The sequence below is a fragment of the Rufibacter ruber genome (genome assembly GCF_014138425.1).
GTDB lineage: Bacteria > Bacteroidota > Bacteroidia > Cytophagales > Hymenobacteraceae > Nibribacter > Nibribacter ruber_C.
Genome location: NZ_JACJIQ010000009.1, coordinates 65,100 through 91,416, shown reverse-complemented (window position 1 = coordinate 91,416; position 26,317 = coordinate 65,100). Strand labels below are relative to the sequence as shown.

The window sequence follows — 26,317 nt, the reverse complement described above, 5'->3', positions numbered from 1 at the left end:
TTGTGGGCAAGTTAAAGAATAATTGAACAAATGGAAACGCCTAACAGCAGATTGACCCAACTCCTGGCCTTCTACCAGGAGGACCCAACAGACCCGTTCACCTTATACGCCATTGCTACGGAATATAGGGCTACCCAGGTAGAAAAAGCCCGCTTTTTCTATGAAAAGCTGTTGGCAGAGCACCCTGACTACGTGGGTACGTACTACCACGCGGCCAGCCTCTATGTGCAGTTAGACGAACCCGAACTGGCGAAGCAGGCTTACCAGAAAGGCATGCAGGTAAGTAGGCAGCAAGGTCAGCAACATGCCTTTGCTGAGCTGCAGCAAGCTTACAACAAGTTCATGGGTTTAGATTACGAAGATGAGTAAAAATTAGTTGGCATGCATACTATTTTTGGAATTTCTGGGCAAATTTTCGCCCCAGGATTCCAAAAATGACAAGAATCATCTTTTTGGGGTCTGCCCCCCTAGCCCAAGGGGGCACCAATTGCCATTGGTCATCGTTTCACAACAGATGGTTTTGCAATTTTGCAGGAGAAGCCACCGCTACCCCGGTGCTTTTTACAGGAAGAAGGAGGTTCCTGGCCCCTGATCTATCACGAAAACTCTTTTGACAGGAAGTGGATATTCAACGCAGACTTGACCAGTTAAAGATGCAGCTCCCCGTGGGGCGGCACTTAGAGCTGAAACTCATGGTACGGCTGTTCATGTTCAGCATGGCCACCACCAGTATGCTGCTGCTGCTGGGGTACAACCTCTGGACGCACCATATTGGCATGGCCCTGGCTTTTTCTGGGGTAGCGTTTGGGTTGGCGGTAGGGTTACTGGTGGGCCGGCTTTCCCAGCTGGAATGGCACCATGAAAGGGATCTGATTGTGGCCCCCATGGACAAAGTGAGCCTCATTACGCTGGCCTGCTACCTGGTCTTTACCTTCTCTAAGAAATGGTTGTTTGGGTTTTGGCTGCACGGGGCGGTGTTGACTGCGTTCAGCTTCTGCATTCTGCTGGGGGTGATGGGGGCCCGGCTGTTTACCACCCGCCAAAAAATTGTGGCCATTATGCGAGAGCGCGGCATTTAAGGCGCCTGGTTCTCCCTCCCGCTAAAGAACATACAAAGAGCTGTTTTGGGCCTGTTTTCAGAAAAACAGGTCTAAAACAGCTTATCACATGACTCCGGCATTGGTCAGCTTCTGATGCGCACGGTGCAGTTCAATGTTCTGCCTGATGAGTTCGCGGCGGGCGTTGACCAGTTCATTGTTCACCCGGCTGAGTTCCTCCAGCAGTTCTACGTGTTGCGCATCTGGCTCCCAGACCTGGGCAGACTCAGTACTCTCCCCCTTTTCGATTTGTGGTAGATTAGAGGCGGGCCCTACGCGGCCAGTAGTCCAGAAAAGCCAGTACTCGCCACTGCTTCTGATTCCGCCTAAAGATAGAGGTTGGGGTGAAAGGTTTTGTTTGATTGTAAGGTTGGCCAGCAGGCGGGAGTCCTTTGATACTTGTTGAAGCCACTCCTCAGCCAGTTCCTGGCCGGCCTCCTCTAAGACAGAAGAAAACGGTTGCCCCAGGGCAGCGTGGCTGATTTCAGGGAAATCTGAACTGATCACCTCCAGCACAATACCGCGGCGGTCACACCGCCAAACCATTCCTTTGCTTACTGCCTCCAAGCTTCCTCCTTTTTTTACTTCCTCACAGATACCAACCCCAATGCTAATTCCATGGCTTCCTTGGCATTGGCACCATAGCCGTCTGCCCCAACTTCCCTCCAAAGCTCCTCTTCCAGGTTAAACGGATATCCGCCTACCATTATTTTAATCTCCTGCAGATCTTCTGCTGCCCGCACCGCCCTGATGATGTCTTTTAAGGCTTGTACGTGAAAGGTCATGGTGGCAGACAATAAAAGCAGGTCTGGCTGATGCTCCCTCAGGGAACTGAGGATGCTGGCCGTGGGCACATTGGCCCCCAGATAATAGGTATCCCAGCCTTCCATCTCAAAGAAATCACTCACCATTCTCAGCCCCAGCTCGTGCAAGTCACCGGCCACGCAAGAGGCTAGCAATTTATACCCGTTGCGCTCTGACCCAAAGATGTACGGGTACAGCTGCGACATGATGCTCTGGGTGATAGCCGTGCAGAAGTGCTCCTGGGCCACGGTGATTTTATTGGTCTGCCACAGCCTCCCCACCCGGTGCTGGACCGGCTGAAACACGGTGAGATAAAGTTCCTTCACCTCCATTCCCTGGGCCACCTCCTGCAGAATCATATCATTGGCCTCTTTGCGCTTGCCTGCCAGAAGAAGCTCCAGATAGGTCTGGGCCAGCGGTTCCAACGGTTCCTCGGGTTGCGGTTCTAGGCCGTTCTTCTCTTCCAGCAATTGCAGGGCGTTGTTCAAGTGGTTGGCCACCCGCACATACTGGTCAATGGGCAGGTGCAGGGCAATGACGTCTTTCAGGATAATGAGGTGTTCATGCAGGTCCTTCACCGGAACTTTACGGGTTTCCAGGACCTCCTGCGTCCAGAGCACGTAGTCACTGAACAGGGTCATGGAGCCCGCCCCCACCGCTTCTATCAGGTACGAGAGGTGGTACTGGGCGTCTTGGCGGCATTTCTCACGGCCCATGGCACCGTACTTCTCCTCCAACTCCGGGTGAAGATGGAAGAACTTCTGGGTGGTTTCCTGCGCCAGCTCAGCACTCATGCGTTTTAGCAGCGCGGCGGTTTTTCTCCTGATTTCTGCCATACCGCCTCCCTACTCGCAAATGTGTTCAAAGAACCTGACTTTTGCCGAGCGGGGCACCAGTTTCAGCCCCTTGGGAATGCCTTCATGTGACTCATGGTAGAGGTGGCTGTGGTGCCAGGTTTTGTAACTTTCCTCATCTACCCACTGTGTGATCAACCAGATCTCCTGCGGGTTGTCTGTGGGCGAGATTACCTGCAGCCTCACAAAGCCCGGGGCATTGTTCACTAAACCGGGACGGTTCATAAATGCCTCTTTTACAGCAGGTGCCATATCATTGGCAATGGTAAAGGTACTAAGCGCAATAAACATAGGGTTGTCTGGTTTTTCATCTGCTACACCCAATAGTTAAGCACCAATAGCACTTTCAGGCAGTGGTTTTCTGCCTGAAAACAGGGGGTAGATTTAGCTAAGATACCCGGCTGGCTGAACATGGTCAAGAAAAATCTGCATTTTATATATTTAGACGAATCTAAATGAGGATTATGCCCTAAGGCAGAAGACGTTCCCAGCAGCAGATAAACTACCAGGGCAGGGCATGACGCTGCGCCTGGCAGGCCGCTCTTATTTACCGGTCAGTTTTAATTCAACCAGACCCTGGGAAAGGGCGTTGGTACTGGTAGCCTCGGTGGCTTTTGACGAAAGCCGCTTGGCGTTTATTCCCCTGGAAGCCAGAAAATCTGCGACGGCTTTGGCCCTGCTCCCCGCTAAAAGTTGATCTGCCTGCTCACCGGTGTAGCCTATCATTTCAGCCTTCAGGCTTTTTTTGTCTTTTAGAACCTCCACCAGGGTTTCCAGCTCATACATAGACTCTGGCAGCAGCACCGCCTGCCCTTCTGCAAAGAAGACATTCTGCAGGGCCCAGACACTCCCGGCATCCAGGGGTTGGAGTTTCACTTCTTTCTCAATTTTAGTGAAGGCGGTATTGGCAGGCAGGTTGAAGTTCTGGCTGTGCACCAGAAAATCATTCTTTTGCACAGACACACTGTAATTTTTCCCAGCGGGCAAGGCAATCAAATACTTACCGGTCACACTGTTAGACGTCACAGTGGCAATCACCTCCTTTTTCACATTGTCAATCAACTCCACCTTCGCCTCCAGGGGTTTCTGGGTTCTGGCATCCAGCACCACGCCTTGCACCAAAATGGTTTTAGGTGTTTTAGATTCAATGACCGGCATGGCCACAGGCTGGGCCACCCGCGTTTCTGCAAAGGCCACCAGGTCATCTTCTGCACTCAGGATCACCGGTTTTTCATCTCCAATAAAAGTGACGCGCACTATGTCCTGGTCTATTTTACCCCCCTCGTTTCTGCTGGAGGCAATGTACCCGTAACGCCCATTGGCGCTCAAGGAGATAAAGCTGTCATCATCTGGCGTGTTCAACGGGTACCCTACATTTTCAGGCTCTGACCACTGGCCGTTTTCCAAAACGCTTTTGAAAATATCAAACCCACCCATAGAGCTGTGCCCTTCTGATGTGAAGTAAAGGGTTTTGCCGTCTGGCATCATAAACACATGGCCTTCCTCATAGACGGTGTTAAGCTTAGGGCCGGCATTTATGGCTTTGCCCCAGTTGCCTTTGCTGTCCAGGGTGGAGAAATAGATATCGCCTTTACCAATGCCGTTAGGCCGGTCACTCACAAAGAAGAGGGTTTTGCCGTCATATGAATATGCAGCCGAAGACTCCCGGTCTTTGGTATTGATTTCGCTGCCCAGTTCCTCCGGCTTAGACCATTCGTTCCCCTTCAACACGGTTTCAAAGAGGTTGCCCCCGTTCTCATCACGTGAAAAAATCAGACGCTGGCCGTCTGCTGACAGCGCCATGGCCGCCTCGTTCTTTTCTGTGTTGATCCCCTCAGGCAGTTGCTTCGCCGTTGACCATTTGCCGTTCACCTTGTAGGAGATGTACACATCATCATTAGGCTCCTTGTCTACCTTCGCCTTGGCTTCCTGGTCGGCGGGCCGGCGGGAAGTAAAAACCATGACCGTCTCATCTGCTGAAATGACTGGCTGCAGGTCTGCGTACTTGCTGTTAATCTGCTCCCCGGCGTTGTCAAAGAATACCCGTAAAGGCTTTTTCTCCAGTTTCTCCCCTGAAAGGCATTCCCTGATGCTCTTGTTGACCACCTCCATTCTGGTTTTATGGTTGCCCGAAGGCAAGGTGGCCAGGTACTTTCTGTACTCGGTCACGGCCTTCTGCCACTCCAGCTTTACCTGATAGGCTCTGCCTAAATAGAAACCAAGTTCTGGGTCAACGGCTGGGTTCAGTTTTAACGCCTTCTCCAGATAGGGAAGCGCTTTGTCCTTCTCATCAGAGAAAAGATACGCTACCCCCAGCCGGTAATTAAGCAGGGCACTGTTGGGGTTGAATTTATAGGCGTCTACATAGGGCGCTATGGCGTTGCGGTAGTTCTTCTTCCGGTAGGCATCATCTGTTTTCTTTGACGTGGCGGCAAAGATGTCATCACCGGCGTCCAGTTTTTTCTTAGCCTCCCTGAAACCGTCTTTGTCTTGCTTGAAGTTGTCTTTGTTGAAATCAACGTTCTGGGCCACTGCCTGCCCCAGGGCGCAGGACAGGATCAATAACAATGCGTGTTTTTTCATATCTGAAAGGGATAGACTGATCCAGGGTTATTTTTCCTGACAATGGGTAAGGTAGGCTTTGGCGGCAGGCACATGGAGGGCGGCGGCCTTTTCCCAATCCTGACAGGCAGTGGCGTCACGCAGCATTTCTTTGGCATTTCCCCGGTTGAAGTAGGCATAGCCATAGCCGCTATCAATCTGCAGGGCAAAGTTGCAGTCTTCTACCGCGCCTTTAAAGTCTTTCAGTTTGTATTTGGCGGCGGCCCGGTTGTTGAAGGCAAAGGCGTACTGGGGGTTCAGCTGGATACTTTTGGTAAAATCAGCCAGGGCACCTTCAAAATCGCCCTTTTCAAACTTGGCCCGGCCCCGGTTATTGTAGGCAAGATAATAGTCTTTCTTGCGTTCAATGGCCCTTGAATATTCCTCAATGGCTCCCGTCCAGTCTCCTTTGCCCTGCTTTAGACTCCCCAGGTTCACATAAGCCACGGCAATATCAGGGTTCACCTCAACAGCCTTCCTGTAATCGGCCAGGGCTCCCTCCAGGTCATTCAGCTGCCGTTTGGCACTGCCGCGGTCATGGTAGGCATACCCGTTGCGCGGATTGATCTTCACCACCGCCGAAAAGTCTTCCATGGCTCCTTTATAATCTGCGTCTTCAAACCGCAGGCCGCCTCTCTGGTAATAAGCCTGGTAGTGATTGGCGTCTGTGGCAATGGTCTGGGTGAAATCCTGGGCGGCCCCTTTTTTATCTTTCAACAACACTTTAGCCCTGCCCCGCTGAAAGTAGGCCTGGGCATGGGCACTGTTCAGGCTGATGACTTTGTCATAGTCAGTGATGGCGCGGTCTACCTCCTTCAACTCCAGCCAGGCAGTTGCCCTTCCCATCAAGGCCTGCTCAAAGTCAGGTTTCACCGCAATGGCAGAATCAAGGTCAGCCAAGGCGGCGCGGTAGTCTTTCTGGGCAAGCTGCACCAGCCCGCTTTGGAACATCTTTTCAGCCAGAATCTTTATCTCTGCGGCTTTGGCGGCCGCGGCACTGTCTGGCACAACGGGTACGGGCGCCACCGGCACCTCCTGCGCGACTGTCTGGCCTATCTTCAACAGGCAGACAAAAGTGAAAAGTAGAATTCGTATCATGTGGGAAGTTAAAAGACAGCCATACCAGTGGCTTCCCACTCCAGCCCTGTGGTGGGCGGCGGGGAAAAGTCACTAATATTGATAAAGGTACATTTGAAGCTGGCCAGTTTAGCGGGGGAACAAAACCGCCAGAGAGTGAACACTTTTCCCTGACACACCAGCAAAGCATGAAGAACAAAAGTAACTATTTATTAGAGAACTCCCTTAAATCTGCTGTTAAAGAGTTGCCTTTCAGAAACATGGGGGACCTTGATTTCTGTTTTCGGCCTGTTTTCTGAAAAACAGGCCGAAAACAGCTAAGAGCCAGCTTCACTTACTAGAAGCTCTCTCATGCAGAGCATGAATAAAAACTCTATCCTGTTTTTGGCTTACTTTCTCAAAAACAGGCCGAAAACAGGGGGAATCCCTTCCCAAGTAAACACTATGATTTAATAAGGCCTGACAGGGGTAGCTTCTGGAGTTGCTCCTGAAAAGGGCCAGTGCAAGTTTTTTGGTCCTGCCAGATTGAACCATAAGCAGCGCAACCGGGACGGGGAAGCGGTGAAGGCCGGTTTTGGCAAACATCCTTTGCAGCACCCAATGCCGCTTTTCCGCTCATAAAAAAAGGTGCCCGTTTCCTCCAGTGAAAGAGAAACAGGCACCTCTTCTTCGGCCGTTGGCCGAACCTACGGGACAGTTTATTTACCTATGAATTTATAGCCCAGGCTGAAGATCACTTGCTGGCCGGCAATGTCATAGCTTTCGCCTGAGTTGGCATAGGACCGGGTGAGGCGCTCATACCGGAGATCTGCGGTTAGGCGCGAAATATCTACCCCAGCCCCCACCTGGAAGCCCCAGTCTGCGGTATCTAAATATTTGCTGGCTTTTTCATTGCCAAACTCGCTGTTAATCAAGATAGAGGCAACCGGACCGGCGTACACCCGAGCAATTTTAAAGAAGCTGTACCCCAGAAGCACAGGCACATCCAGGTGGGAGAAGTTCACATCCTGCACATCTCCGGCACTCTCAATCTTTCCGCCTGAAGAGGAAAACACCATCTCTGGCTGCACCAGAAAACCCATCACACTCACCCGGGCAAAGGCGCCGGCATGGAAACCTGTGATGTTGTCGCCTTCTTTGAAATCAGAAGTGGTGCCTTTGATGTCTTTAAAATCTACGCTAGACGAGCTGAGTCCCGCCTTTACACCTAACGTAAACATTTGGGCCTGCGCCAGGGCTCCCGTTGTCAATATGACCACTAAGAGAAGTACTAGTTTTTTCATAAGAATGAGGTAAAGTGTTTTTGAGAGATACGCGTGCAAATTGGGATAGATTCTCCTGTATAGCAAAGATGCACGGGTGATCTGTGTAAATTTAACGTACCGGTGGCTCCTACCCCGCACTTACATGCTCAAAACCACCGGCCCGCCCAACGGGTACCCTACGCAGGTGAGCACCTTTCCCTGAGCCAGCTGCCGCTGTGTGAGTACTTCATTGTTCGCCATCCAGACCTCGCCCTGCTCGCAGAGGGCAGAGCAGTTCCCGCATATGCCGGCTTCGCAGCTGAAAGGCATGGCCACCCCAAACCGGCGGGCGGCCTGTAAGATGGTTTCCGGGTACTGCACCAGGAACTGGTGGGCCTGCCCCCGCACCCGGAGCGTCACCTCATGGGCCTGGGTGTCTGGGGGAGCCAACACAGACGCCACCCTTAGCGGGGTAAACACTTCCTGCTTTATATTCTCCAGCGGCACCTGCAGTTCCCGCAGCCCGTACAGGCACAGCCTGCGGTAGTCTAGCGGGCCACAAACATAACATAATATTTCAGCTACAGACACTTTCAGCGTTTGCCGCACCAGCTTCTTGAGCAGGTCCCGGTGCAGACGCGCCTGGTCTAACCGGCGGGCATTGCTGAATAACAGAATGAGCGTAAACCGCTCCCCATGCTGCTGATGCAGCTGCTCCAGCTCCTGCCGGAACAAGGCCACCTCAGGAGACTGATTGCTGTACACCAACACCACTGATATTTCTGGGGCTGTAAAGAGCAGCGTTTTAAGCAGGGAAAAAATGGGGGTAATTCCGCTCCCGGCGGCCCAAAAGTACACCTGTCGGTAATGAGAGAAATTAGCAGGCAGGGTAAAGAAACCGGAAGCCCCGGCCGTTATTAGCTGCTCCCCAACGGTGGCCTGGTCAATCAACATACGGGAAACCAACCCGTTGGCAATACGCTTCACCCCAATGGTCAGCGGCTCCCCCAGTGCCGGCGCAGAGGTGATAGAATAAGACCGCCGCACCTCCTGCCCACCCTCCCAAAAGACCAGCGTCAAAAACTGGCCGGGTTCATACGTAATTTTTTTTCCATCATCTGCCCCAAACTCAAACGTTTTCACCCCAGGCGCTTCCTCCCGGATGTTGGTAATGGTCAAGGGCTGGAACTGGGTGTTCATGCGGCAGGGGTAAAGGTGATGGCTTTTTAACGCAAGAACGCAGGTATAGGGTTAAGGCGCAACTTCTCCGGTAACAGAGAAGCCGTTGCGTTTTAGGGCTGTTTTTGTAAAAACAGCCCTAAAACGCAACGGCTTACAACTGGCAGGAAGAAGACAGGAAAAGCAAAAATCGCCGTTCTTCTGCAGCCCCTGGTTTATTTTTCACCCATCAACTGCAGAGAGGCTCCAGACAGTTCGGCCTGGGCGCTGTCTGAGAAATGGTAGCGAACACTCGGGATCACCACATGGCTCAGAACCAGATTGCTTCTATTTCGCATATCAAAGCTTGCCTTCTGAATGGTGTTTGACTTCCAGAGAGACAGCTTGGGGCTACTCCCGGGAGTGGCACCCGCTACCACGTTTAACGTGTTGAGGTGGTTGTTGGCTAAATTGACAGCACTGGCATGGTCCAAAACCAGTTGTAAACTGTCTTGCCGGAAACCTTTTACCTCCACCTCATTATAATAGTACTTGGAGTACACCCTGCTCTCCGGTTTTCCCGCCAGGGTATGGTTAGAGGAAGTGGTGAGGCAGGTCAGGCGCGGGAGCGAAATCAGAACTTCGCCCTGAAACCGCACCTCCTCGTTCTTCTGGTCTACCTCCACCACCAGGGTGTCCTTCTCCACCCTGAACCTTAAATACGCAGGCGCGTCTTTGTGCACCCGCACACCATAGGGCCCAGAGGTGATGTCAACGCTGATGCTAGTGGCCCCGTTCACCTTTACCGCCTCAAACCCCTGGTAGTTCAGGGAGATGTAGTCTTTGAAACGGTCTTTGTAGGCACCGCTTTCGTATTCCGCCTTCAGGGCGAAATTAAAGGCCAGCAGGCAGGTGAGGAAAAACACCGCGGCCACCCCCAGCAGCATATTACTTTTCTTCATGGTCTCTTATTTTGAAGTGAAATTCTCAGTCTTAAAATGCTCATAGCGTTCCTGCAGCTCCTCTAGCGGAATCTCCAGCAGGAAAATGTTCCGGAAAAACTCGGGGAGGTCCTGCTGCAGGAACCGCTCCCGGCGGTGCTTCTTCACTTTCTTCACCGCGTCTGGCGCCACAAAGAAGCCAATCCCCCGTTTGTTGTAGATCACTTCCTGGTTCTGCAGGTACTCATAGGTGCGCATGACCGTGTTCGGGTTTACCTGCAGCTCAACTGCCAGCTCCCTGACAGACGGTATCTTGTCATCTGGCGGCCATTTGCCCAGCAGAATGTGGTCGCTCACATAGGCGGCAATCTGCAGGTAAATGGCTTCATTATTCTTAAATTCCATAGAAACGCCTCCTGGTCTTAAATATCTTTTTCTTTCAGCCTGAAGTAGGCCGTTGCCCACAGGAGCAAACCCAGGCCCAGGGGCACAATGGCCAGCCAACCTTCTTTCTCCTCTGGGTAGAGCACCTTATAATACTGCTCGCCTTCCATGATCCCCAGGTTGGAGAAGGGGGAGGCATTCTCTAACTCCACCCCCAGCAACTGTTCCATGAAAAGCTTGTTCAGGAACATGAGAACACCGGCAATCACAAAAAAGAGGAAGGCCGTTTTAATGAAATGCCATTTGGCAAAGAAGATGGAGCCCCAGAAAGAGACGGCGTGCAGAAATAGAAAGAGCATGAGGAATACCAGTTTGTCATAATCCCCTGAGAACAGCGGCAGGTACTCTGGCTCCTGGGTGCCCCAGTCATCTAACGGCAGCACAGAGTACAGCACCAGGTAAAAGCAGGCACTATACACCACCTGGAATATGAGGAACGAGTACACCCACCCTACCAGGTATTTCTCTAAATGGGAGGCAGGCAGCGTGAGGGTGGCAATGGCCTTTTTCTTATCGCCCAGATCTGCAAAAACGGTGCTGGTGAAAATTGTTCCCGCTATGATCATGACCAGGGAGAACATAACAGACTGCCCCTGTAATGAAAAAGGTCCGCTCATGGCATACATCACAAACCCCATGATCAAGGCAACGAAACCAATCAGCACGGCTGTAGCCATGAGGTAATATTTGTAATGCTCAGCGGTATGTTTCATGAACAGCCGCCAGAACCGGGTCAGGTTAAATTGCATTTTGCAGATGGTTTGAGTTTAACAATTGGAGAATAGCCGGGTTGCCGCTAATGATGGCGTTGAAGAAGAGCTCCATGTCTACTTTGCTGTACACGCCCTCTGGGTTGGGCAAAATCACATTTACCCCTCTCAATGACTCTTCTGCATACAGCAACTGATGGTCTTGCGCGGAAGGCACTGTGGTAAACAGCAGTTTCTCAGAGATCTGGTCCAGTTCCTGGTTCACCACAATCTCGCGGTTGTGCACCACCACCAGCGTATCAATGAGGCTTTCCAGATCACGCACCTGGTGGGTGGAGATGATCACGCACCGCTCTTCTGTCAAAGCCGAGGCAATAATTTTCCTGAACTGCACCTTTGAGGGAATGTCCAGGCCATTGGTAGGCTCATCCATGACCAGCAGGTCTGTGTTGGTGGCCAGACCAAAGGCAATCATCATTTTTTTCTGCTGCCCAAAAGAAAGCTTGTCCAGCACCGCCTCCCGGGGTACCTCAAACTCCGCCAGGTACTGGTAAAACTCCTGCTCGCTGAACCTGGGGTAGAAGCACGCGGTGCGGGAAACATACTGCGTGGTGGTGAGGGCGGGAACGTAGATCTCCTCTGGCAGGAAATATAGGTTCTGCAGCACCTGCGGCCACCTTTTGGAGGCATCGGCACCGTCTATGGTACAGGTACCGGCGGTGGGGTACGCCAACCCGATCATGTTTTTCAGCAGCGTAGACTTGCCGGCCCCGTTCTTTCCCAGAAGCCCGTAGATGTGCCCCCTGGAGAGCGACAGGTTCAGGTTCTGGAAAAGCAGGTTCTTTTTCCGGTACCCGAAGCTCAAATTGTTGATTTGAATCATAGCCCTCTTTTACTGTATTAGTTATATAGTACACTACAAATGTACTAACCATCTCCACTTCTGCAAGGGCTTCCTGAAAATTATTTTTTTGTGACGCTGGCGCGGGCTCTAACACCTAAAGCGGCGGCAGGTTCGCCAGAAGGGTACTACTTTAATTAGGCAAGCTTTGCAGTGAGAACCGCTCTCCCTATTTTGGGTGTTTCCGGGCTGTTTTTCCCAAAACACGCCCAAACCAGTACCGGTCTGGGGCGTCCTTTTCTCACGTTTTATGGTGCCCGTACGCTGCAACCGCCAGCAGCAAAAGCTGCCCTGGGCCTTTTATTCCCTCAGGTATGCAACAGGGTGGCTTTAAGCTGAATGCACGGGAACCTTGGATTAGTTAATGAAGTCCACCTCTTCAAACCTGAAATATAATCATGACCCGGGCTGGAGAAGAAATAGCCCCTCATCAGAAACCTACCGTTCCCTTTCGGCTGCGCCGAAGGAAGGTGCCAGGAACGTGCAAGCGTCTCCCCTTCTAAACGGATTTCTGTTTCTGGCCTGTTTTTGGAAAAACAGGCCAGAAACAGAAACCAGATCAGGAGGCAGCAGGTAATGTCATATAGGAGAGGGCTGGCAAAAACCTACTGCTCCCGCCAAACGCCACCAAGCCCTCATCTGGGGGGTGCACCTTTGCGCAGACAGTTTCTGTTTTCCCCCTTTCAACCCATTTTCTACAACCTTCCTCTATCTGGATGATACAGCCGCTACTGAACCAAAATTTACCGGAGATTGATTTGAACCCCAGCGCCGCCACCCAAACGTTTACCCTGGCCATGGGCTGCTTCTGGGGCGCAGAAAGCCTGTTTGGCGCCCTTGAGGGAGTTATACGTACCAAGGTGGGCTATGCCGGTGGCACCACGCCAGCCCCTACCTACCGCCAACTGGCAGACCATATAGAGTCGGTTCAGGTTACGTTTGACTCTGAGGTGATTGCTTTGGGGCAGCTGCTGGAGGTTTTCTTCGCTCACCATACTCCCACCAAACCTCCCCGTAAAAGGCAGTACACATCAGCCCTCTTCTTTCATTCTGAACAGCAGAAGGAGCAGATGGAGAAAGCCCTGGCCCAGGCCGAAACCACCTTTGCCCTGCCTGTGCTGACGGAGCTCCTCCCCTACCAGACTTTTTATGACGCCGAAGAGCGGCACCAGAAGTGGAAGCTCCGGCGGGCACCTGAGTTCATGCTGGCGTTACAGAAGTATTACCCAAACTTTGGGGATTTTAACCAGTCTACTGCGGTGACCAGGGTGAACGGCTTCCTCAGCGGTTCAGGCAGGCAAGAGGTGCTGCTAGAGGAGCTTCCTATTCTGGGGCTTTCCTACCCCCTGCAAAACAAGTTGCTCACCCTCTTCCTGCACCAAGGGGGCTCGCCATGTGCTGTCTCCTGAACTGACTCCATTCCCATTCCCGCTCATGAAGGAGGGGTGGAGAACATTTATTCATTACCAAAGACCTCTCTAAAAGGAAAGAAGCTGTTTAGCGTTTTCTTTTTAATTACCGGCGCAAGCGTCTGTGGGCGCCATTTAAGACAGCGTCTGTTTTGGGGCTGTTTTGGGGAAAGCAGGTCAAAAACAGAACAGATTTTTCAGGCATTCTTGTGGTGAGATCGCTGCTAGAAAAGAATTTCCAGTAACTTTCCCTGAAACAACTGGTGCCATGTTCAAGAATTTTACTGCCGTTTGGGGGTTGATATTCATCTGTGGAATTGTCTTCCAATGCAGCCCGTCTCACTCTGCCGCTCCTTTTGCTACACGCAAAGCACATCTGCTGGTATTTTACAAAACAGCCGGGTTTTACCACAAATCCATTCCGGCGGGGTTGGCGGCCCTGCAGAAGCTGGGGCAGGAAAATGGCTTTTCAGTAGACACCACCAACAATGCAGCCCTGTTTACCCAGAAGAATCTGAAGAAATACCAGGCCGTGGTTTTCCTGAGCACCACCCAAGACGTTCTGAACCCCGCCCAGCAAACGGCCTTTGAGCAGTATATAAAAGCTGGAAACGGTTTTGTGGGCATTCATGCGGCTACAGATACTGAGTACCAATGGCCCTGGTATAACCAGTTGGTAGGAGCCTACTTTGAGAGCCACCCCGCTGTGCAGACCGCCATCATTGACGTGGTAGATAAAAACCACCCCGCCACTCATTTCTTACCAGACCGTTGGCAGCGCCGGGATGAATGGTACAACTTCAAGAACCTGCAGCCGGGGCTCCAGATTTTGGCTACCCTTGATGAGAAAAGTTACAAGGGAGGCACCAATGGCTACCACCCTGTCGCCTGGTGCCATGCCTTTGACGGGGGCAGAGCTTTTTACACTGCCGGCGGCCATACAAATGAAAGTTTTCAGGACCCTCTTTTCCTCCGGCACCTGTTAGGAGGCATCCAGTACGTGTTGCAGAAATAAAATCTCTTCTGAAGCTCTCATTGCTATTAAAAAAAACAGGAATCCGTTTTCGGGCTGTTTTCTCAAAAACAGCCCGAAAACGGATTCCTGCCTAAAAACTTCTTCCTTTTTACTTCACTATCAGCTGCGCAGTAGAAGCGGTGGCCCCCGTGATCAGCCTGATCAGGTAAAGCCCGGGTGCCAAGCGCCCGCCCTTGTCAGCTAAGGACTGGCTGATCTGTTGGCTTCCGGCGGCCTGTTTCCCCAGATGTTTCTCTTTCACCAATCTACCCACCTGGTCATACAGCTGTACCCGCACGTCTGTGGCGCTTTTCAGCTCGTACTGCAGGGTGATCTGGTTGGCGGCTACCGGGTTAGGGAAAGCGTTTAGACGCTGGGCCACGGCCCCAACGTCTTCCTTCACACTCAGGAGAATACCGTTGCTGTTCAACCGGCTGGAGGTGTACAAGCGGTATTCGCCGGGCTGTAGCGTAATAGCTTGGTTGACGTTGGTCACATTCAGGGCTTCGCCGGTAATGTAGTCATACCAGGTGCCTGTCTGCTGAAATCTTGGATCAATGGTTCCCGCTGTAATCCCGAAATTGCCCAGAACGGCTACTTTCATGTTGGCATCCTGCAAATGGATGGTCTTCAGGTTGTCTCCCAGGTTCAGGGTGAAGTTTTCTGTCTCAAACACCGGCTGGTTGATTTTCAGCTTGATCAGTCCGGCATAAACGTTGTAGAGCTCCCGCCGTTCGGCCACCGAATAGTAGTTCCACAAGATGGGCTTGTTCCCGGTGCGGCCATTCTGGTTGATGGAGATATCATACCCCACTTCGCCAAACTGCCAGAGCATTTTAGGGCCCGGAACGGTAAAGAAGAACGCCGCGGCCAGTTCCATACGCTGCAGGGCGGTATTGGTGTTTCTAATGCTGTAAGCACCCGGCGCGGTGCTCACCCTGTTCCCGTTGGTCAGCGCCTCATACATGAGCCGCTCCTCATCATGGCTTTCCATGTACCCCACCACGTGCGGACTGTTCCAGCCCCGCTGCTTGTACGAGATCCAGTTGAAGTTGCCATTGCTGGTATACCCTAACGCCGCCTGTTTGTAATTGTAATGCAGGTTGCCCCAGAGCATCATGCCGTAATTGGCCAGCACGGTTTCTTCACTGTTGTCTGCCAAATGCTCCAAGATGACATAGGCATCATTCTTCACGCTCCAGACATGGTCTGCCATACGCTTGAGAATGTCTACGCGGCTCTGGTCATACTGCCCCCAAGCATTCACATTGCCCAGGGTCTGTCTCTGGGTGAACCCCTTGGAGAGGTCAAAGCGGTACCCGTCAATGTTGTACTCTCGTAGCCAGAACTCTGTCACGCGGTCTACAAAATATTTGGTGGCGGCACTCTCATGGTTAAAGTCATGCCCCACGTTGTAGTCATGGGTGGGATCAGGGTTAAACCAGGGGCTGTTAGGCGTGGTTTTTCCGGTAGCCTGGTTATAATACAGCTGTACCATAGGTGACTGCCCGAAGGAGTGGTTCAGGGCAATATCCAGGATCACGGCCATTCCCCGCGCGTGGGCGGCATCAATGAACCGTTTCAGCATTTCTCTTGACCCGTAGTATTTATCTGGCGCGAAATAATACACTGAGTTGTAGCCCCAGCTCAGGTTGCCTTCATACTCCTGAATGGGCAGCAGCTCAATAGCGTTCACCCCAAGCCTGCTTAAATAAGCCAGCGTATCTGTGAGGGTCTGGTAGTCATGCTTCTCAATAAAGTCACGCACCAGCAGCTCATACACCACCAGATCGGTTTTCTTGGGCTTCTGGAAATTCTGCACCTGCCACACATACGGGGTCTGGTCTGTCTGGAAGACAGACACCATGCCGCTGGTTTTCCCGGTTGGGTAAGGCTTCAGGTTAGGATAGGTCTCTGCACTGATAAAGCGGTCTTCATTGGGGTCTAACACCTTCTGGGTGTACGGGTCCCCTATTCTAATGCTTTCATCTACCAGGTACTGGTACGCGTACTCCTGCCTGGGGGTGAGGTTATCTAGCTGCACCCAATACCTGGTGCCGTCTGGTGTACGTTTCATAGGGGTGGCCCCTACCTGCCAGTTGTTAAAGTCACCAATGGCATACACATTCTGCTTACCGGGGGCATACAGGTTCAGGAGCACACTGGTGGGGCTCAGGTACGTAACCCCGTCTTTGGCATTGGCGGGGAGTTCCTGCGTCTGCACAGGGGGGCGCACCACAAAATTGAAAGAGGTCTCAGCAGTGGTGGCCCCACTCACGGCTACCAGTTTCACGGTGTTTGGCCCGGCTGTAGTACCATTGAATGAGGCTGAAATAGTGGTAGCCTGGGCCTCCTCTTTGATTTTCACCCCATTCACATACAGCGCCAGGTCAGCCGTTAATGACGCAGTACCACTCACCTGAACGGTCTGGTTTTGATCTACAAAAAGCCCGTTGCTCCCCAACACAGGTTGGTTGAAGGTCACATTCAGGCTCCCCGCAGCATAAATAGGGACCTGTATGTCTTTGGCCCCCGTGTCTTTTCCTTCACGGGAGCCATCTGGGCTCCTGAACACAAACATAAGGGCTTTGATTTCCTCGCTGGCCGGCACGTTGTAGTAAGTGCGCGGGGTGAGGGTAATCTGGTACCGGTTGTTCCCCAGAGGCTGCATTTTGGCCGCAGCCAGGTTGGTGGTCCACCCGGCTTTCACATAGCGCCAGTCGCCCACTGAGGTGCTGAGGTTGGTCAGTACGCCGGTGTGGGCGTAGACGTCACCGGTAAAACCGGCCAGCCCGCCAGTCCCTTTAGAGGCGTCAAACGTGATGGTGACCGCTTCATTGTGGGTGGGATAGGCGGGTGACCAAGTCACAACCTGTGCTTTTGCCGTATACGCCAACAGTTGCAGCAACAAGCCAAGTATTCGGAACGTAGTTTTCATGCAATAGGCTTTAAGAGTTATGATGATGGAAAGATCAAGATGACCCTGCATCAAGGAAAACGATTTCCTTGCTAAATTATCAAAACTTTCTGTCAAATACCTAGTGTTTTTATCAACTTTCAACACAAGAAGATTCCACGGGGCCTGAAATTGCTTCTTCAGCTAAGAAGATGTAGTTTAAGCCTGTCCAACTGAATGATTATGCCAAAGGTATCCCCTTCATTACCGCTTGTTAAGCTAGACCCCTGGCTCACGCCGTATGCCCCCCAGCTCACCAAACGCTTAGAACGCTTTCAGGAAGAAAGAGCCGCTATTAAAAGGTCTGCCGGAACGCTGACCAATTATGCCAACTGGCACCGCGACATGGGCCTTCACTATGAAAAGGAGAACAACGGCTGGCGGTACCGGGAATGGGCCCCGGCGGCCCAGGCCCTCTTTCTGATAGGTGATTTCAACGGCTGGGACAGACAGCGCCACCCCCTCCGGCGGCAGGAGAACGGAACCTGGGAAGCATTCATTCCGGCTTCTGAGTGCCAGATCCAGCACGGGCAGCGGTACAAGGTGCACGTGGTAGGCGCCGACGGCTCTGCCCGGGACCGAATCTCCCCCTTCGCCTTCCGGTCCGTCCAGGACCCTGAAAGCTATGACTTCTCGGGTCAGGTATGGTGCCCTGACAAGAAATTCAAGTGGACGGACAAGAACTTTAAACCCACAGAGGTCACCGAACCGCTTATCTACGAATGCCACGTAGGCATGGCCCAGGAAAAGCACGGGGTGGGTACGTACCGGGAGTTTGCAGAGCAAATTCTGCCCCGCATCAAAGAGACGGGCTATAACTGCCTTCAGTTGATGGCGTTGGCAGAGCACCCCTACTACGGTTCTTTTGGGTACCACGTCTCCAACTTCTTTGCCCCTACCTCCCGTTTCGGCACACCCGAAGACTTAAAGTACCTGGTCAACGAGGCGCATGGCATGGGCATTGCCGTGGTGATGGATCTCATTCACGCCCATGCGGTCAAGAACGTGGCAGAGGGACTGGCAGACTTTGACGGCTCCGGGGGGCAGTTCTTCCATAAAGGGAAACGCGGGCACCACCCCGGGTGGGATTCCAAGCTTTTCAATTACGGGGTGCCAGAAGTGCGGCAGTTCCTGTTGTCAAACGTGCGCTACTGGCTGGAAGAGTTCCATATTGACGGCTTCCGGTTTGACGGCGTCACCTCTATTCTGTACCACCACCACGGCGAAGGCGTAGCCTTTGGGCATTATGACCGCTACTTTGACTCCTGGGTAGATGAAGATGCCATTCTGTATCTGCAGCTGGCCAATGAGCTCAGCCATGCCGTGAGAAAAGGCAGCATTTCCATTGCCGAGGACATGAGCGGCATGCCCGGCCTCTGCCGCCCCATAAAAGAAGGCGGCATTGGGTTTGACTTCCGTTTGGCCATGGGCACCCCAGACTACTGGATCAAAACCCTCAAACACAAGCGCGACGAGGACTGGAACCTAGATGAAATCTGGCACGAGCTCACCAACCGCCGCCCCCAGGAGAAAACAGTGGCCTACGCTGAATCTCATGACCAGTCTCTGGTGGGCGACAAAACCCTGGCCTTCTGGCTCATGGACAAAGACATGTACTTTCACATGCGCACCACAGACCAGAGCCCCGTGATTGACCGCGGCGTTGCGCTCCACAAAATGATCAGGCTTATTACCATGGCCCTGGGTGGCGAGGCGTACCTCACCTTCATGGGCAATGAGTTTGGGCACCCTGAATGGGTAGATTTCCCGCGGGAAGGCAATAACTGGAGTTACCAGTATGCCCGCCGGCAGTGGTCTCTGGTAGACAACGAGCAGTTGCGCTACCGGCACATGTGGCAATTTGAAAAAGAGATGCTGGCCCTGGCCAAGGAAAACCACCTACTGGAGCAGGGGCAAGCCCATAAGCTGCATCAGGACAACTTCAACAACGTACTGATCTTTGAACGGGCCGGGCTGATCTTCCTTTTCAATTTCCATGTCCAGAATTCAGTGCCTGATTATCTGTTCCCGGTACAAAACGCCGGCAGCTATGAGATCCTGCTGTCTTCTGACAGCCCGGAGACAGGCGGCCATGACCGCGTAGATACCCGCATCAAATATTTCACCCAACCCACCACCTACGGCCCCAGGTTAAGCATTTACCTCCCCAACCGCACAGCCCTGGTGTTACGGCGGGTAGACTAACATCTTCCTGTTTTCAGGCTGTTTTGGCCAAAACAGCCCGAAAACAGGAACACCAAACGCCATGTCAGGTACTAGCAAAGGCAGGTTGGCACCGGCTTCACTTTCCCCTACTCAGAGCTGAACGTACTTTTAGGGCTCAGGCATTTTTTGGACCCACTGCTGTTTCTGGCTTAGTTTTCTGAAAACAATCCCAAACCAGAGGCAGGCTATTCTCTCCAGTTAAACAAAGGGGTACCCTTCTGGCGCAGGCTTGGGTACTCCTCCAGAAGGCTGAACAACCTGCACAAAATTTAAAAGGCAGAGGCCTCCAATAAATGGAGGCCTCTGCCTTTTAAAACTAAAAATTGGTCCGTAAGTGTTAGTCTTCTTTCACCTTGAGCACAGCTGTTAAGGCCTCATACACCTGGGCAGCGGTCGCCTCCCAGGTGAGTTCCTGAATGGCTTCCTGGTTGGCCTCCACCATCTCCTGGCGCAAGGCATTATCCCTCAGAAGCTCCAGAATGTGTTCAGCCATGCCGGCCACATCATTGGGGTCACTGATACTGGCTTTGGGCAAGACCTCTCCGGCCCCGGTCTGGCTGGACAATACCACCGGAAGCCCGGCCTGGGTAGCCTCCAGCGCCGCTAAACCAAACGGCTCAGATACGGCAGGGAGGCAGAACACCCCTGAGGTTCTCAGTAAATCTACGGCCGCGTCTGAATCAAGGAAGCCGGTAAACGTAACAGATTCGGCAATGCCCAATTTCTGGACCTGGTGTTTGGCTTCCTCTAACTGCGGGCCGTGCCCTGCCACCACAAACTTCACTTCCGGGTCCTGCTTCATCACCTCTTTGGCCACTTTCAGGAACTGGAGAGTCCCCTTCTGCGCCACCAGGCGGCCCAGGAACGTTACTTGTTTTTTAGGTTCAGCAGAAGACACGGGAATAAACCGGCCCGAAAAGCCGTTGTACACCACCCGAATTTTCTTAGGGCTGATGCCGTAGCGTTTGATCATCATCTGGGCGGTACGCTCACTCACGGCAATCACTAAATCTGCCGCCTGCAATGCTTTCACCTCCAGCTCGTAGATCCACCCCCACGGGTGCCCAATCTGGCGGTCAAAAGACAGGCTGTGCACGTGTAGCACCAACGGAACTTTGCGCTGGGTCTTGATTTCAATTCCGGCCAGGAACGTCATCCAGTCATGGGCGTACACCACGTCAAACTCTTTGTGCGAGGCCAGACGCGCGGCAAAACGGGCGAACTGGATCACTTCAAAATTCAGGGTGCCTTTAGGGCCGGCCACATATTTAATCTCTGGTTGCTGCCTGGGGGCCTCTTCTGGGGTTACCTCTGCCACCGGGGCGGCGGCGGCGGCGGCGGTGACTCCTTCTCCTTCCTCCTCCCCTTCAGGCTGGTACTCCTGCCCTTCCAGATCCAGAGACTCACTGTAGGGGAACAAATTAGCTGGAACTCTGTGCGTATCCGCAAAGCGTTCAAAAGATCTTTCAACGGGGGCTTGTTTGATAGATGACAGGTCCAATGATCCCAACCCCAACACTTCCGCCTGTTCCTCCAGCACTTGTTCTTCTGCCTGGGGAACAATCATGGTCAATTCAACATCTTTTGCCAACGCTTCAGCTAAATGAAAGCAGGCTTTCCCCAAACCTCCATTTAAGACAGGCTGATCTTCCCAGCCCAACATTAGTACGCGCAGTTTCTTCATTTTTAACTCGTAATCAACTTTATCAGGGGCCAAAGGTATAGATTACCAAAAGCGCTACTCGCCTTCACAAAGATAGGCGAAGTAAATCTATTTATTTTTGATACTTTATCAATAAGAAATAAGAAGAACTAAACTTTCCGTATTTATGCAGCTTATATGGTGAACAAACACTTAAAGTTACAGTAGTGCGTTCTTCTTTATCATTTACTTTTGTGCATGGATAATTCAGTTCAGGATACTAATTACATGATCAATGACCTGGGGGCAAAACGGGAAGAGTTCTTTCCGGGTTCTGTCATTCAGGTTGATACCCACAACAGCTACGCTACCTTTCTCTGTGACAACCGGGTGGCCCTGCGGGTAGAGGCTGTTTCTGCGACCATCTTACGCTTTAGATTTGCGCCAGACGGCACCTTTGGCCGGGATTTTTCTTACGCCATTGCCCCTAACAACGCCTCCACCCCGGTAAAGCTGAAAGTTAAGGCACTTTCTGATCATTACCGCCTTACCACCAAAGAATTAATCTGCACCATCTCAAAAAAGGGCCTGCTTACCCGCATTCTGGACAAATCTGGCAACCTGCTCAATGAAGATGAGAAGGGCTTTCACTGGGAAGACCACAAAGAGTACGGCGGGGAGATTGTCAAGATGAGCAAGCGCGCGCAGCCACGGGAATATTTCTATGGCCTGGGCGACAAAGCCGAGAACATGAACCTGCGCGGCCGCCGCTTTGAGAACTGGGGCACTGACACCTACGGCTATACCAAAGGCACAGACCCGCTCTACAAGAACATCAACTTTTTTATGGGCCTGCACAACCGCAACGCCTACGGGATCTTCTTTGACAACACGTTCCGGAATTTCTATGACTTTGGCATGGAGCGCGACACGGTGGCCAGCTTCTGGGCGCAGGGCGGAAGCATGGATTATTACTTCATCTATGGCCCCACGCTCACCCAGGTTATTCAGCGCTACACCCTGCTCACCGGCACCCCAGAGCTGCCCCCACTGTGGGCCTTGGGGTACCACCAGTGCAAATGGAGCTACTACCCAGAGTCTGTGGTGAAAAACCTGGCCCAGGGGTTCAGGGAACGCCAGATTCCCTGTGATGCGCTGTACCTGGACATTGACTACATGGAGGGCTTCCGGTGTTTCACCTGGAGCAATGAGCACTTTCCAGAACCCGCCCGCATGGTGCGGGAGCTCAAAGAAGACGGGTTTAAAACCGTGGTTATCATTGACCCCGGTATTAAGATTGACCATGACTACTGGGTTTACCAGGAAGGGGTGCAAAATGATTATTTCTGCCGGCGCGCTGATGGCCCGCTCTACAAGGGAACCGTCTGGCCCGGCCTCTGCCACTTCCCGGATTTCACCCGCCAAGATGTACGTACCTGGTGGTCTGGCCTGTTTAAAGGTCTGATACAGGACGTGGGGGTGAAAGGTGTCTGGAATGATATGAACGAACCGGCAGTGTTTGAGATTGGCACGTTCCCCAATGATGTGCGCCTGCACATGGACGGGGAACCCGGCAGCCACCGCAAAGGCCACAACGTGTATGGCATGCAGATGGCCCGCGCCACGTATGAGGGGGTGAAGCAGTTCTCCTACCCAGACCGCCCGTTCACCATTACCAGGTCAGGGTATGCCGGTGTGCAACGGTTCGCCTCTGCCTGGACGGGAGATAACATTGCCTCTTGGGATCACCTCTGGCTGGCCAACATCCAGTGCCAGCGCTTGAGCATCTCCGGGATTTCATTTGTAGGCTCAGACATTGGCGGTTTCATAGAAACCCCAGACGGGGAACTGTACATCAGGTGGCTCCAGTTGGCTGTGTTCCACCCGTTCTGCCGCACCCACTCCTCTGGTGACCACGGTGATCAGGAGCCCTGGTCGTTTGGGGAGCCGTTCACCAGCCTGGCCCGCAAGTTCATTGAGTTGCGCTACCAGTTGCTGCCCTACATTTACACCACCTTCTGGCAATATGCCACCCAGGGTACGCCCATGCTGAGGCCGCTGTCTCTGCAGGACCAGCATGACCCTGAGTGCTACCACCGCATGGCTGAATTCTGCCTGGGAGACCATCTTCTGGTGTGCCCCATCACGGCCCCGGGTGTGGAGGGAAGAAACCTTTACCTGCCCCACGGGCAGTGGTACAACTTCTGGTCAGACGAGGTGGTCTTTGGCCGCCAGGAGGTTTGGGCAGACGCCCCGCTGGACCGGATTCCCATGTTTGTGCGGGCGGGGGCGGTGCTGCCCATGTACCCGGTACAGCAGTATGTGGGGGAGCTGGAGATTCAGGAAGCCACCCTGCATGTGTACTACAGTGAGTTCCCCTACATCAGCACGCTGTATGAAGACGGCGGCGAGGGCTATGGCTACACTGAAGGGGCTTACCAGCTCAAAACTTTCCAGACCGAACCCTCTGCCGCCTCCTTCTCAATTTCCCAGCAGATAGAAGGCAGCGGGGCGGCCGCGTACCCGCGCTACAGAATCATCATACACGGTTTGCCTGCCCCTACCGCCTCCGTGCTGGTAGACAACGAAGAAACCGTCTGGGAGGCCTCTGCTGACCAACGTGTGCTGGTGGTCACCGTCCCCAGCGGGTTCACCCAGATAAGCCTGCACTCGGTAACCGGTATTGCCTAAATTTCCTGTTTTAGGGCTGTTTTTCAGAAAACAGCCCTAAAACGCCCAACGCTCCATCAGCACACGTCTGATGGGGCGTTTTTTATGCCACCGCTGCGCAACCCCAAAGAACCCGCTACCATTCTTTTGAACAAAGGGGAGGCGCAACGCGGTAGACAGAGCTTGCCCTGGGCAGTCAGAACCTGCACTCACCAACCTCCCCCCAGAACAAAATCCGTATTTTCCCTTTTCTTCTCCTGTGAGTGTATGACTGGGACAAGGGCCTTTCAGGGCTTCTGTTTTTGGGCTGTTTTCTGAAAAACAGCCCAAAAACAGAAGCCCTGAGATGTGGGCAGACGCATTGGCCGGAAAGATAAAAATGCCGATAGTTTCAAAAATCAGCCTTCTCCCATTTCTATTCCTAAGGGAAATTTTAATAGAAAATAATGGCACGCCGCTGCCGGAAGGGTACGTATGAGCAGGTTCTGAAAACAAGCAAGAGGGGGCCCATCTGGTGCCCCCTCTTGCTTGTTTTCAGAACCTGTTTCAGGGTGCTATATATTTGAACTGAGCGCCAACTGGTACGCCCGCTCGTAATGCACCAGCAGCTTTTTCCAGTCAAACATCTCAGAGGAACTCTCCACTTTGTTACGCTGGTTAATTCGCTCTCTGCGGCTGAGCTCCACAATCTCCATTAAGTGATTGGTCAACTGCTCTGCTGACTCACTAAAGCCTTTTTCATGGCGGTCAATCACGTAAATCCCTTTTTCAGTGTACTTCTTCACGTGCTTCTTCACATAATCACCAAAGCCGGACAAATCACTGGTCACGGCCGGAATCCCGCTGGCCACACACTCCAGCGGGGTATAGCCCCACGGCTCGTAATAGCTTGGGAAAACCCCCAGGTGACAGCCCCGCACAAACTGCCCATACTCCATCCCGAACAGCGGGTTAGCCGGGGAGACGAAATCTGGGTGGTACACAATCTTTACCCGGTCATCTGCATTGTTCACCAGATTAGAGGCGCGCAGGAAGTGCAGAATATCATCTGTCTGGTCTTCTACCAGGTTGTGGGTTACCACCGGCGGCAACTGGTGGGTTTTCCAGGATTGCACGGTACGGCGGTAGCGCAGTTTCCAGTAGTCTTCAACAAATGAGTTCAGGTCCGGCACCTTGTGCTCATTGCTGGCGGCCGCCTCATAAAACAACCGCTCCCCCACCTGCTCCGTGATAGACTCGCAAGTCTCCTGTATCTCCTCCATGAGTGCCCGTGAATGCAACACCTGCGGGTTGATAGAGTGGAAAGGCCGTTTAGTGATAAAGAACATCACCACGGTCATGTCTGACTTGGCTTTTTTGAGGCGGTAGTTCAGGCGGGCCAGGGCTTCCAGGGTAAGGTCAAAGCCTTTGTTCCGGTACTCGTAACGCCCTGAGGTGAAGAAATAAAGGGTTTTGTCCAGGTTGAACGGAAAGCTCTGGAAAAAATGCCCCATCACAAACCGGTGAATCTTCTTCTTGTACGTCAAATGCAGGTTCTGGAACTCATGCAAGGCGGTGAACCTTCTGATATTCAATCCATTGGGCAGCACGGTATCCGGAATCCGGTCCAGCAGGTAGATACATTCCCGCACCGTCACCTCGCTCACGGTGGTAAACACATGCGCCCCATGCGCCGCCGCCCGCTCAATGGAGACGGCCGGCTCAATGTTGAAATGCCGCGCCTCCTGCTGCCAGTCAACTGAGGTGAGCTGGTCATAGAAGTTGGGGTCGTTCATGGCCAGGTAGCGCCCAAGCAGCGTGGCGTGGGTGGTAAATACAATCTTCACCGGCACCTGCTCCCGCCGCAAGTCTGGAATGCAGGAACCCACCATCCATTCATGGAAATGCGCCACCAGCTTCTTCGTTTTCTTTGACAGCAAAGACACGTACCGCTTCACCATACTGCCAAAGGCCAGCACCTGGTGCAACAGGTCTTCATTAGAGGTAGGAATGCGGTGGTGCTCCCACAGGAAATATTTGATAGCCGGAATGTCACTGAACGCGCTGTACGGATTGATCAGCACAATGCGCGGCCGACCGGTCACCAGCCAGGTGCCGTAATAAACCTCCACCCCCTGGGCTCTCAGTTCCAGCACCGCCTGCCCGTAAATGTCTGAGTAGTCATCTGTAGGCTCAAACTCGGCCGCCGCCTGGCTAGGGAAATAAGGCCCAATCAGACAATACTGGTCTCCCCAGTATTCCATCATGGCGGGTACTTTAGATCTGATGACCGTATAAATACCTCCAACTTGGTTGCAGGCTTCCCAGGCAATTTCAAGCAGATAAGGAGAGGCAGAAGTGGATTGAGGCATGGGATGGAATTTTTTGTGGTATTTTACTCAATATAGCGTTAAACGGATATAGTTTGTGCCGTTTATTTTTAGATTTCTCAACGCAAAAAGGCCCCCTGATGTTCTTTGCTCTTCACGCTCAGGGGGTTTTGAAGCAAAAATATTCCGGCGCAGCCGATGTTTTTTTTTGCCACAGCCCCACCTGCTCCCTTTGCGGCGGCGCGTCTCTGAACAGATT

Annotated in this window: 21 protein-coding genes; 6 read left to right on the top strand and 15 right to left on the bottom strand. The window is 52.7% G+C overall.

All coding sequences use genetic code 11. The features are described 5' to 3' along the window. Nucleotides 1–30: 30 nt before the first annotated feature. Both FHS90_RS12035 and FHS90_RS12030 read left to right on the top strand, forming a co-directional pair. Nucleotides 31–369: a hypothetical protein gene (locus tag FHS90_RS12035; protein WP_066837120.1), complete on the top strand. Its 339-nt coding sequence runs from the start codon at nt 31–33 to the stop codon at nt 367–369. A gap of 251 nt (nt 370–620) precedes the next feature. Further along, nucleotides 621–1,079, top strand: a complete 459-nt coding sequence (locus FHS90_RS12030) for a hypothetical protein (RefSeq protein WP_153042802.1) — start codon at nt 621–623, stop codon at nt 1,077–1,079. Nucleotides 1,080–1,163: 84 nt separating this feature from the next. Here FHS90_RS12030 and FHS90_RS12025 read toward each other — a convergent pair whose 3' ends face one another. The 11 genes from FHS90_RS12025 to FHS90_RS11975 form a co-directional block, all read right to left on the bottom strand. Next, entirely contained in the window at nt 1,164–1,664 is a 501-nt protein-coding gene (locus FHS90_RS12025; protein ID WP_153042801.1) for a hypothetical protein, read from the bottom strand. Between the two features lie 14 nt (nt 1,665–1,678). Continuing rightward, nucleotides 1,679–2,737, bottom strand: coding sequence for a cobalamin B12-binding domain-containing protein (locus FHS90_RS12020; protein WP_066837116.1), 1,059 nt, complete (start codon nt 2,735–2,737; stop codon nt 1,679–1,681). 9 nt (nt 2,738–2,746) lie between these two features. Then, nucleotides 2,747–3,046 carry an antibiotic biosynthesis monooxygenase family protein gene (locus FHS90_RS12015; RefSeq protein WP_066837139.1) on the bottom strand — a complete coding sequence of 100 codons (300 nt, stop codon included), beginning with the start codon at nt 3,044–3,046 and terminating at the stop codon, nt 2,747–2,749. 252 nt (nt 3,047–3,298) lie between these two features. Continuing rightward, nucleotides 3,299–5,338 carry an OmpA family protein gene (locus tag FHS90_RS12010; RefSeq protein ID WP_182513232.1) on the bottom strand — a complete coding sequence of 680 codons (2,040 nt, stop codon included), beginning with the start codon at nt 5,336–5,338 and terminating at the stop codon, nt 3,299–3,301. Nucleotides 5,339–5,365: 27 nt separating this feature from the next. Further along, nucleotides 5,366–6,454 carry a tetratricopeptide repeat protein gene (locus FHS90_RS12005; RefSeq protein WP_182513231.1) on the bottom strand — a complete coding sequence of 363 codons (1,089 nt, stop codon included), beginning with the start codon at nt 6,452–6,454 and terminating at the stop codon, nt 5,366–5,368. Nucleotides 6,455–7,131: 677 nt separating this feature from the next. Beyond that, nucleotides 7,132–7,716 (bottom strand): porin family protein, encoded by a 585-nt coding sequence (locus FHS90_RS12000; protein ID WP_182513230.1) that lies wholly within the window; start codon nt 7,714–7,716, stop codon nt 7,132–7,134. A 120-nt stretch (nt 7,717–7,836) separates the two neighbouring features. Further along, entirely contained in the window at nt 7,837–8,877 is a 1,041-nt protein-coding gene (locus FHS90_RS11995; protein WP_182513229.1) for a flavin reductase family protein, read from the bottom strand. A gap of 194 nt (nt 8,878–9,071) precedes the next feature. After that, nucleotides 9,072–9,797: a hypothetical protein gene (locus FHS90_RS11990; RefSeq protein ID WP_182513228.1), complete on the bottom strand. Its 726-nt coding sequence runs from the start codon at nt 9,795–9,797 to the stop codon at nt 9,072–9,074. 6 nt (nt 9,798–9,803) lie between these two features. Then, nucleotides 9,804–10,181 (bottom strand): GntR family transcriptional regulator, encoded by a 378-nt coding sequence (locus FHS90_RS11985; RefSeq protein WP_066837107.1) that lies wholly within the window; start codon nt 10,179–10,181, stop codon nt 9,804–9,806. A gap of 17 nt (nt 10,182–10,198) precedes the next feature. Next, complete coding sequence (locus FHS90_RS11980) at nt 10,199–10,969, bottom strand: hypothetical protein (protein ID WP_066837101.1); 771 nt, start codon at nt 10,967–10,969, stop codon at nt 10,199–10,201. Continuing rightward, on the bottom strand, nt 10,959–11,813 hold the full coding sequence (locus FHS90_RS11975) for an ABC transporter ATP-binding protein (protein ID WP_182513227.1): 855 nt from the start codon (nt 11,811–11,813) through the stop codon (nt 10,959–10,961). The genes FHS90_RS11980 and FHS90_RS11975 overlap by 11 nt, the downstream gene beginning before the upstream one ends. Nucleotides 11,814–12,547: 734 nt before the next feature. On the opposite strand from FHS90_RS11975, the gene msrA reads away from it, so the two are divergent. Continuing rightward, nucleotides 12,548–13,240: a peptide-methionine (S)-S-oxide reductase MsrA gene (msrA, locus tag FHS90_RS11970; RefSeq protein WP_182513226.1), complete on the top strand. Its 693-nt coding sequence runs from the start codon at nt 12,548–12,550 to the stop codon at nt 13,238–13,240. Nucleotides 13,241–13,508: 268 nt separating this feature from the next. Continuing rightward, nucleotides 13,509–14,255, top strand: a complete 747-nt coding sequence (locus tag FHS90_RS11965) for a ThuA domain-containing protein (RefSeq protein WP_182513225.1) — start codon at nt 13,509–13,511, stop codon at nt 14,253–14,255. Between the two features lie 109 nt (nt 14,256–14,364). Here the strand turns inward: FHS90_RS11965 and FHS90_RS11960 are convergent, their stop codons facing one another. Then, nucleotides 14,365–17,193: an alpha-amylase family glycosyl hydrolase gene (locus tag FHS90_RS11960; protein ID WP_182513224.1), complete on the bottom strand. Its 2,829-nt coding sequence runs from the start codon at nt 17,191–17,193 to the stop codon at nt 14,365–14,367. Nucleotides 17,194–17,394: 201 nt separating this feature from the next. Between FHS90_RS11960 and FHS90_RS11955 the strand changes: the two genes are divergently transcribed. Continuing rightward, nucleotides 17,395–19,416 carry an alpha amylase C-terminal domain-containing protein gene (locus FHS90_RS11955; RefSeq protein WP_182513223.1) on the top strand — a complete coding sequence of 674 codons (2,022 nt, stop codon included), beginning with the start codon at nt 17,395–17,397 and terminating at the stop codon, nt 19,414–19,416. A gap of 358 nt (nt 19,417–19,774) precedes the next feature. On the opposite strand, the gene FHS90_RS11950 is transcribed toward FHS90_RS11955, so the two are convergent. Beyond that, nucleotides 19,775–21,004, bottom strand: a complete 1,230-nt coding sequence (locus FHS90_RS11950) for a glycosyltransferase family 4 protein (RefSeq protein ID WP_377047723.1) — start codon at nt 21,002–21,004, stop codon at nt 19,775–19,777. A gap of 333 nt (nt 21,005–21,337) precedes the next feature. Between FHS90_RS11950 and FHS90_RS11945 the strand changes: the two genes are divergently transcribed. After that, a complete protein-coding gene (locus tag FHS90_RS11945; protein ID WP_246386958.1) occupies nt 21,338–23,770 on the top strand; it encodes a glycoside hydrolase family 31 protein in 2,433 nt (810 codons plus the stop codon). Nucleotides 23,771–23,806: 36 nt separating this feature from the next. Here the strand turns inward: FHS90_RS11945 and FHS90_RS11940 are convergent, their stop codons facing one another. Next, on the bottom strand, nt 23,807–24,202 hold the full coding sequence (locus tag FHS90_RS11940) for a hypothetical protein (RefSeq protein WP_182513221.1): 396 nt from the start codon (nt 24,200–24,202) through the stop codon (nt 23,807–23,809). Between the two features lie 101 nt (nt 24,203–24,303). Further along, the gene (locus tag FHS90_RS11935; RefSeq protein WP_066837080.1) at nt 24,304–26,100 is read right to left on the bottom strand and encodes a glycosyltransferase; all 1,797 of its coding nucleotides are present in this window, start codon (nt 26,098–26,100) and stop codon (nt 24,304–24,306) included. Nucleotides 26,101–26,317 lie beyond the last annotated feature (217 nt).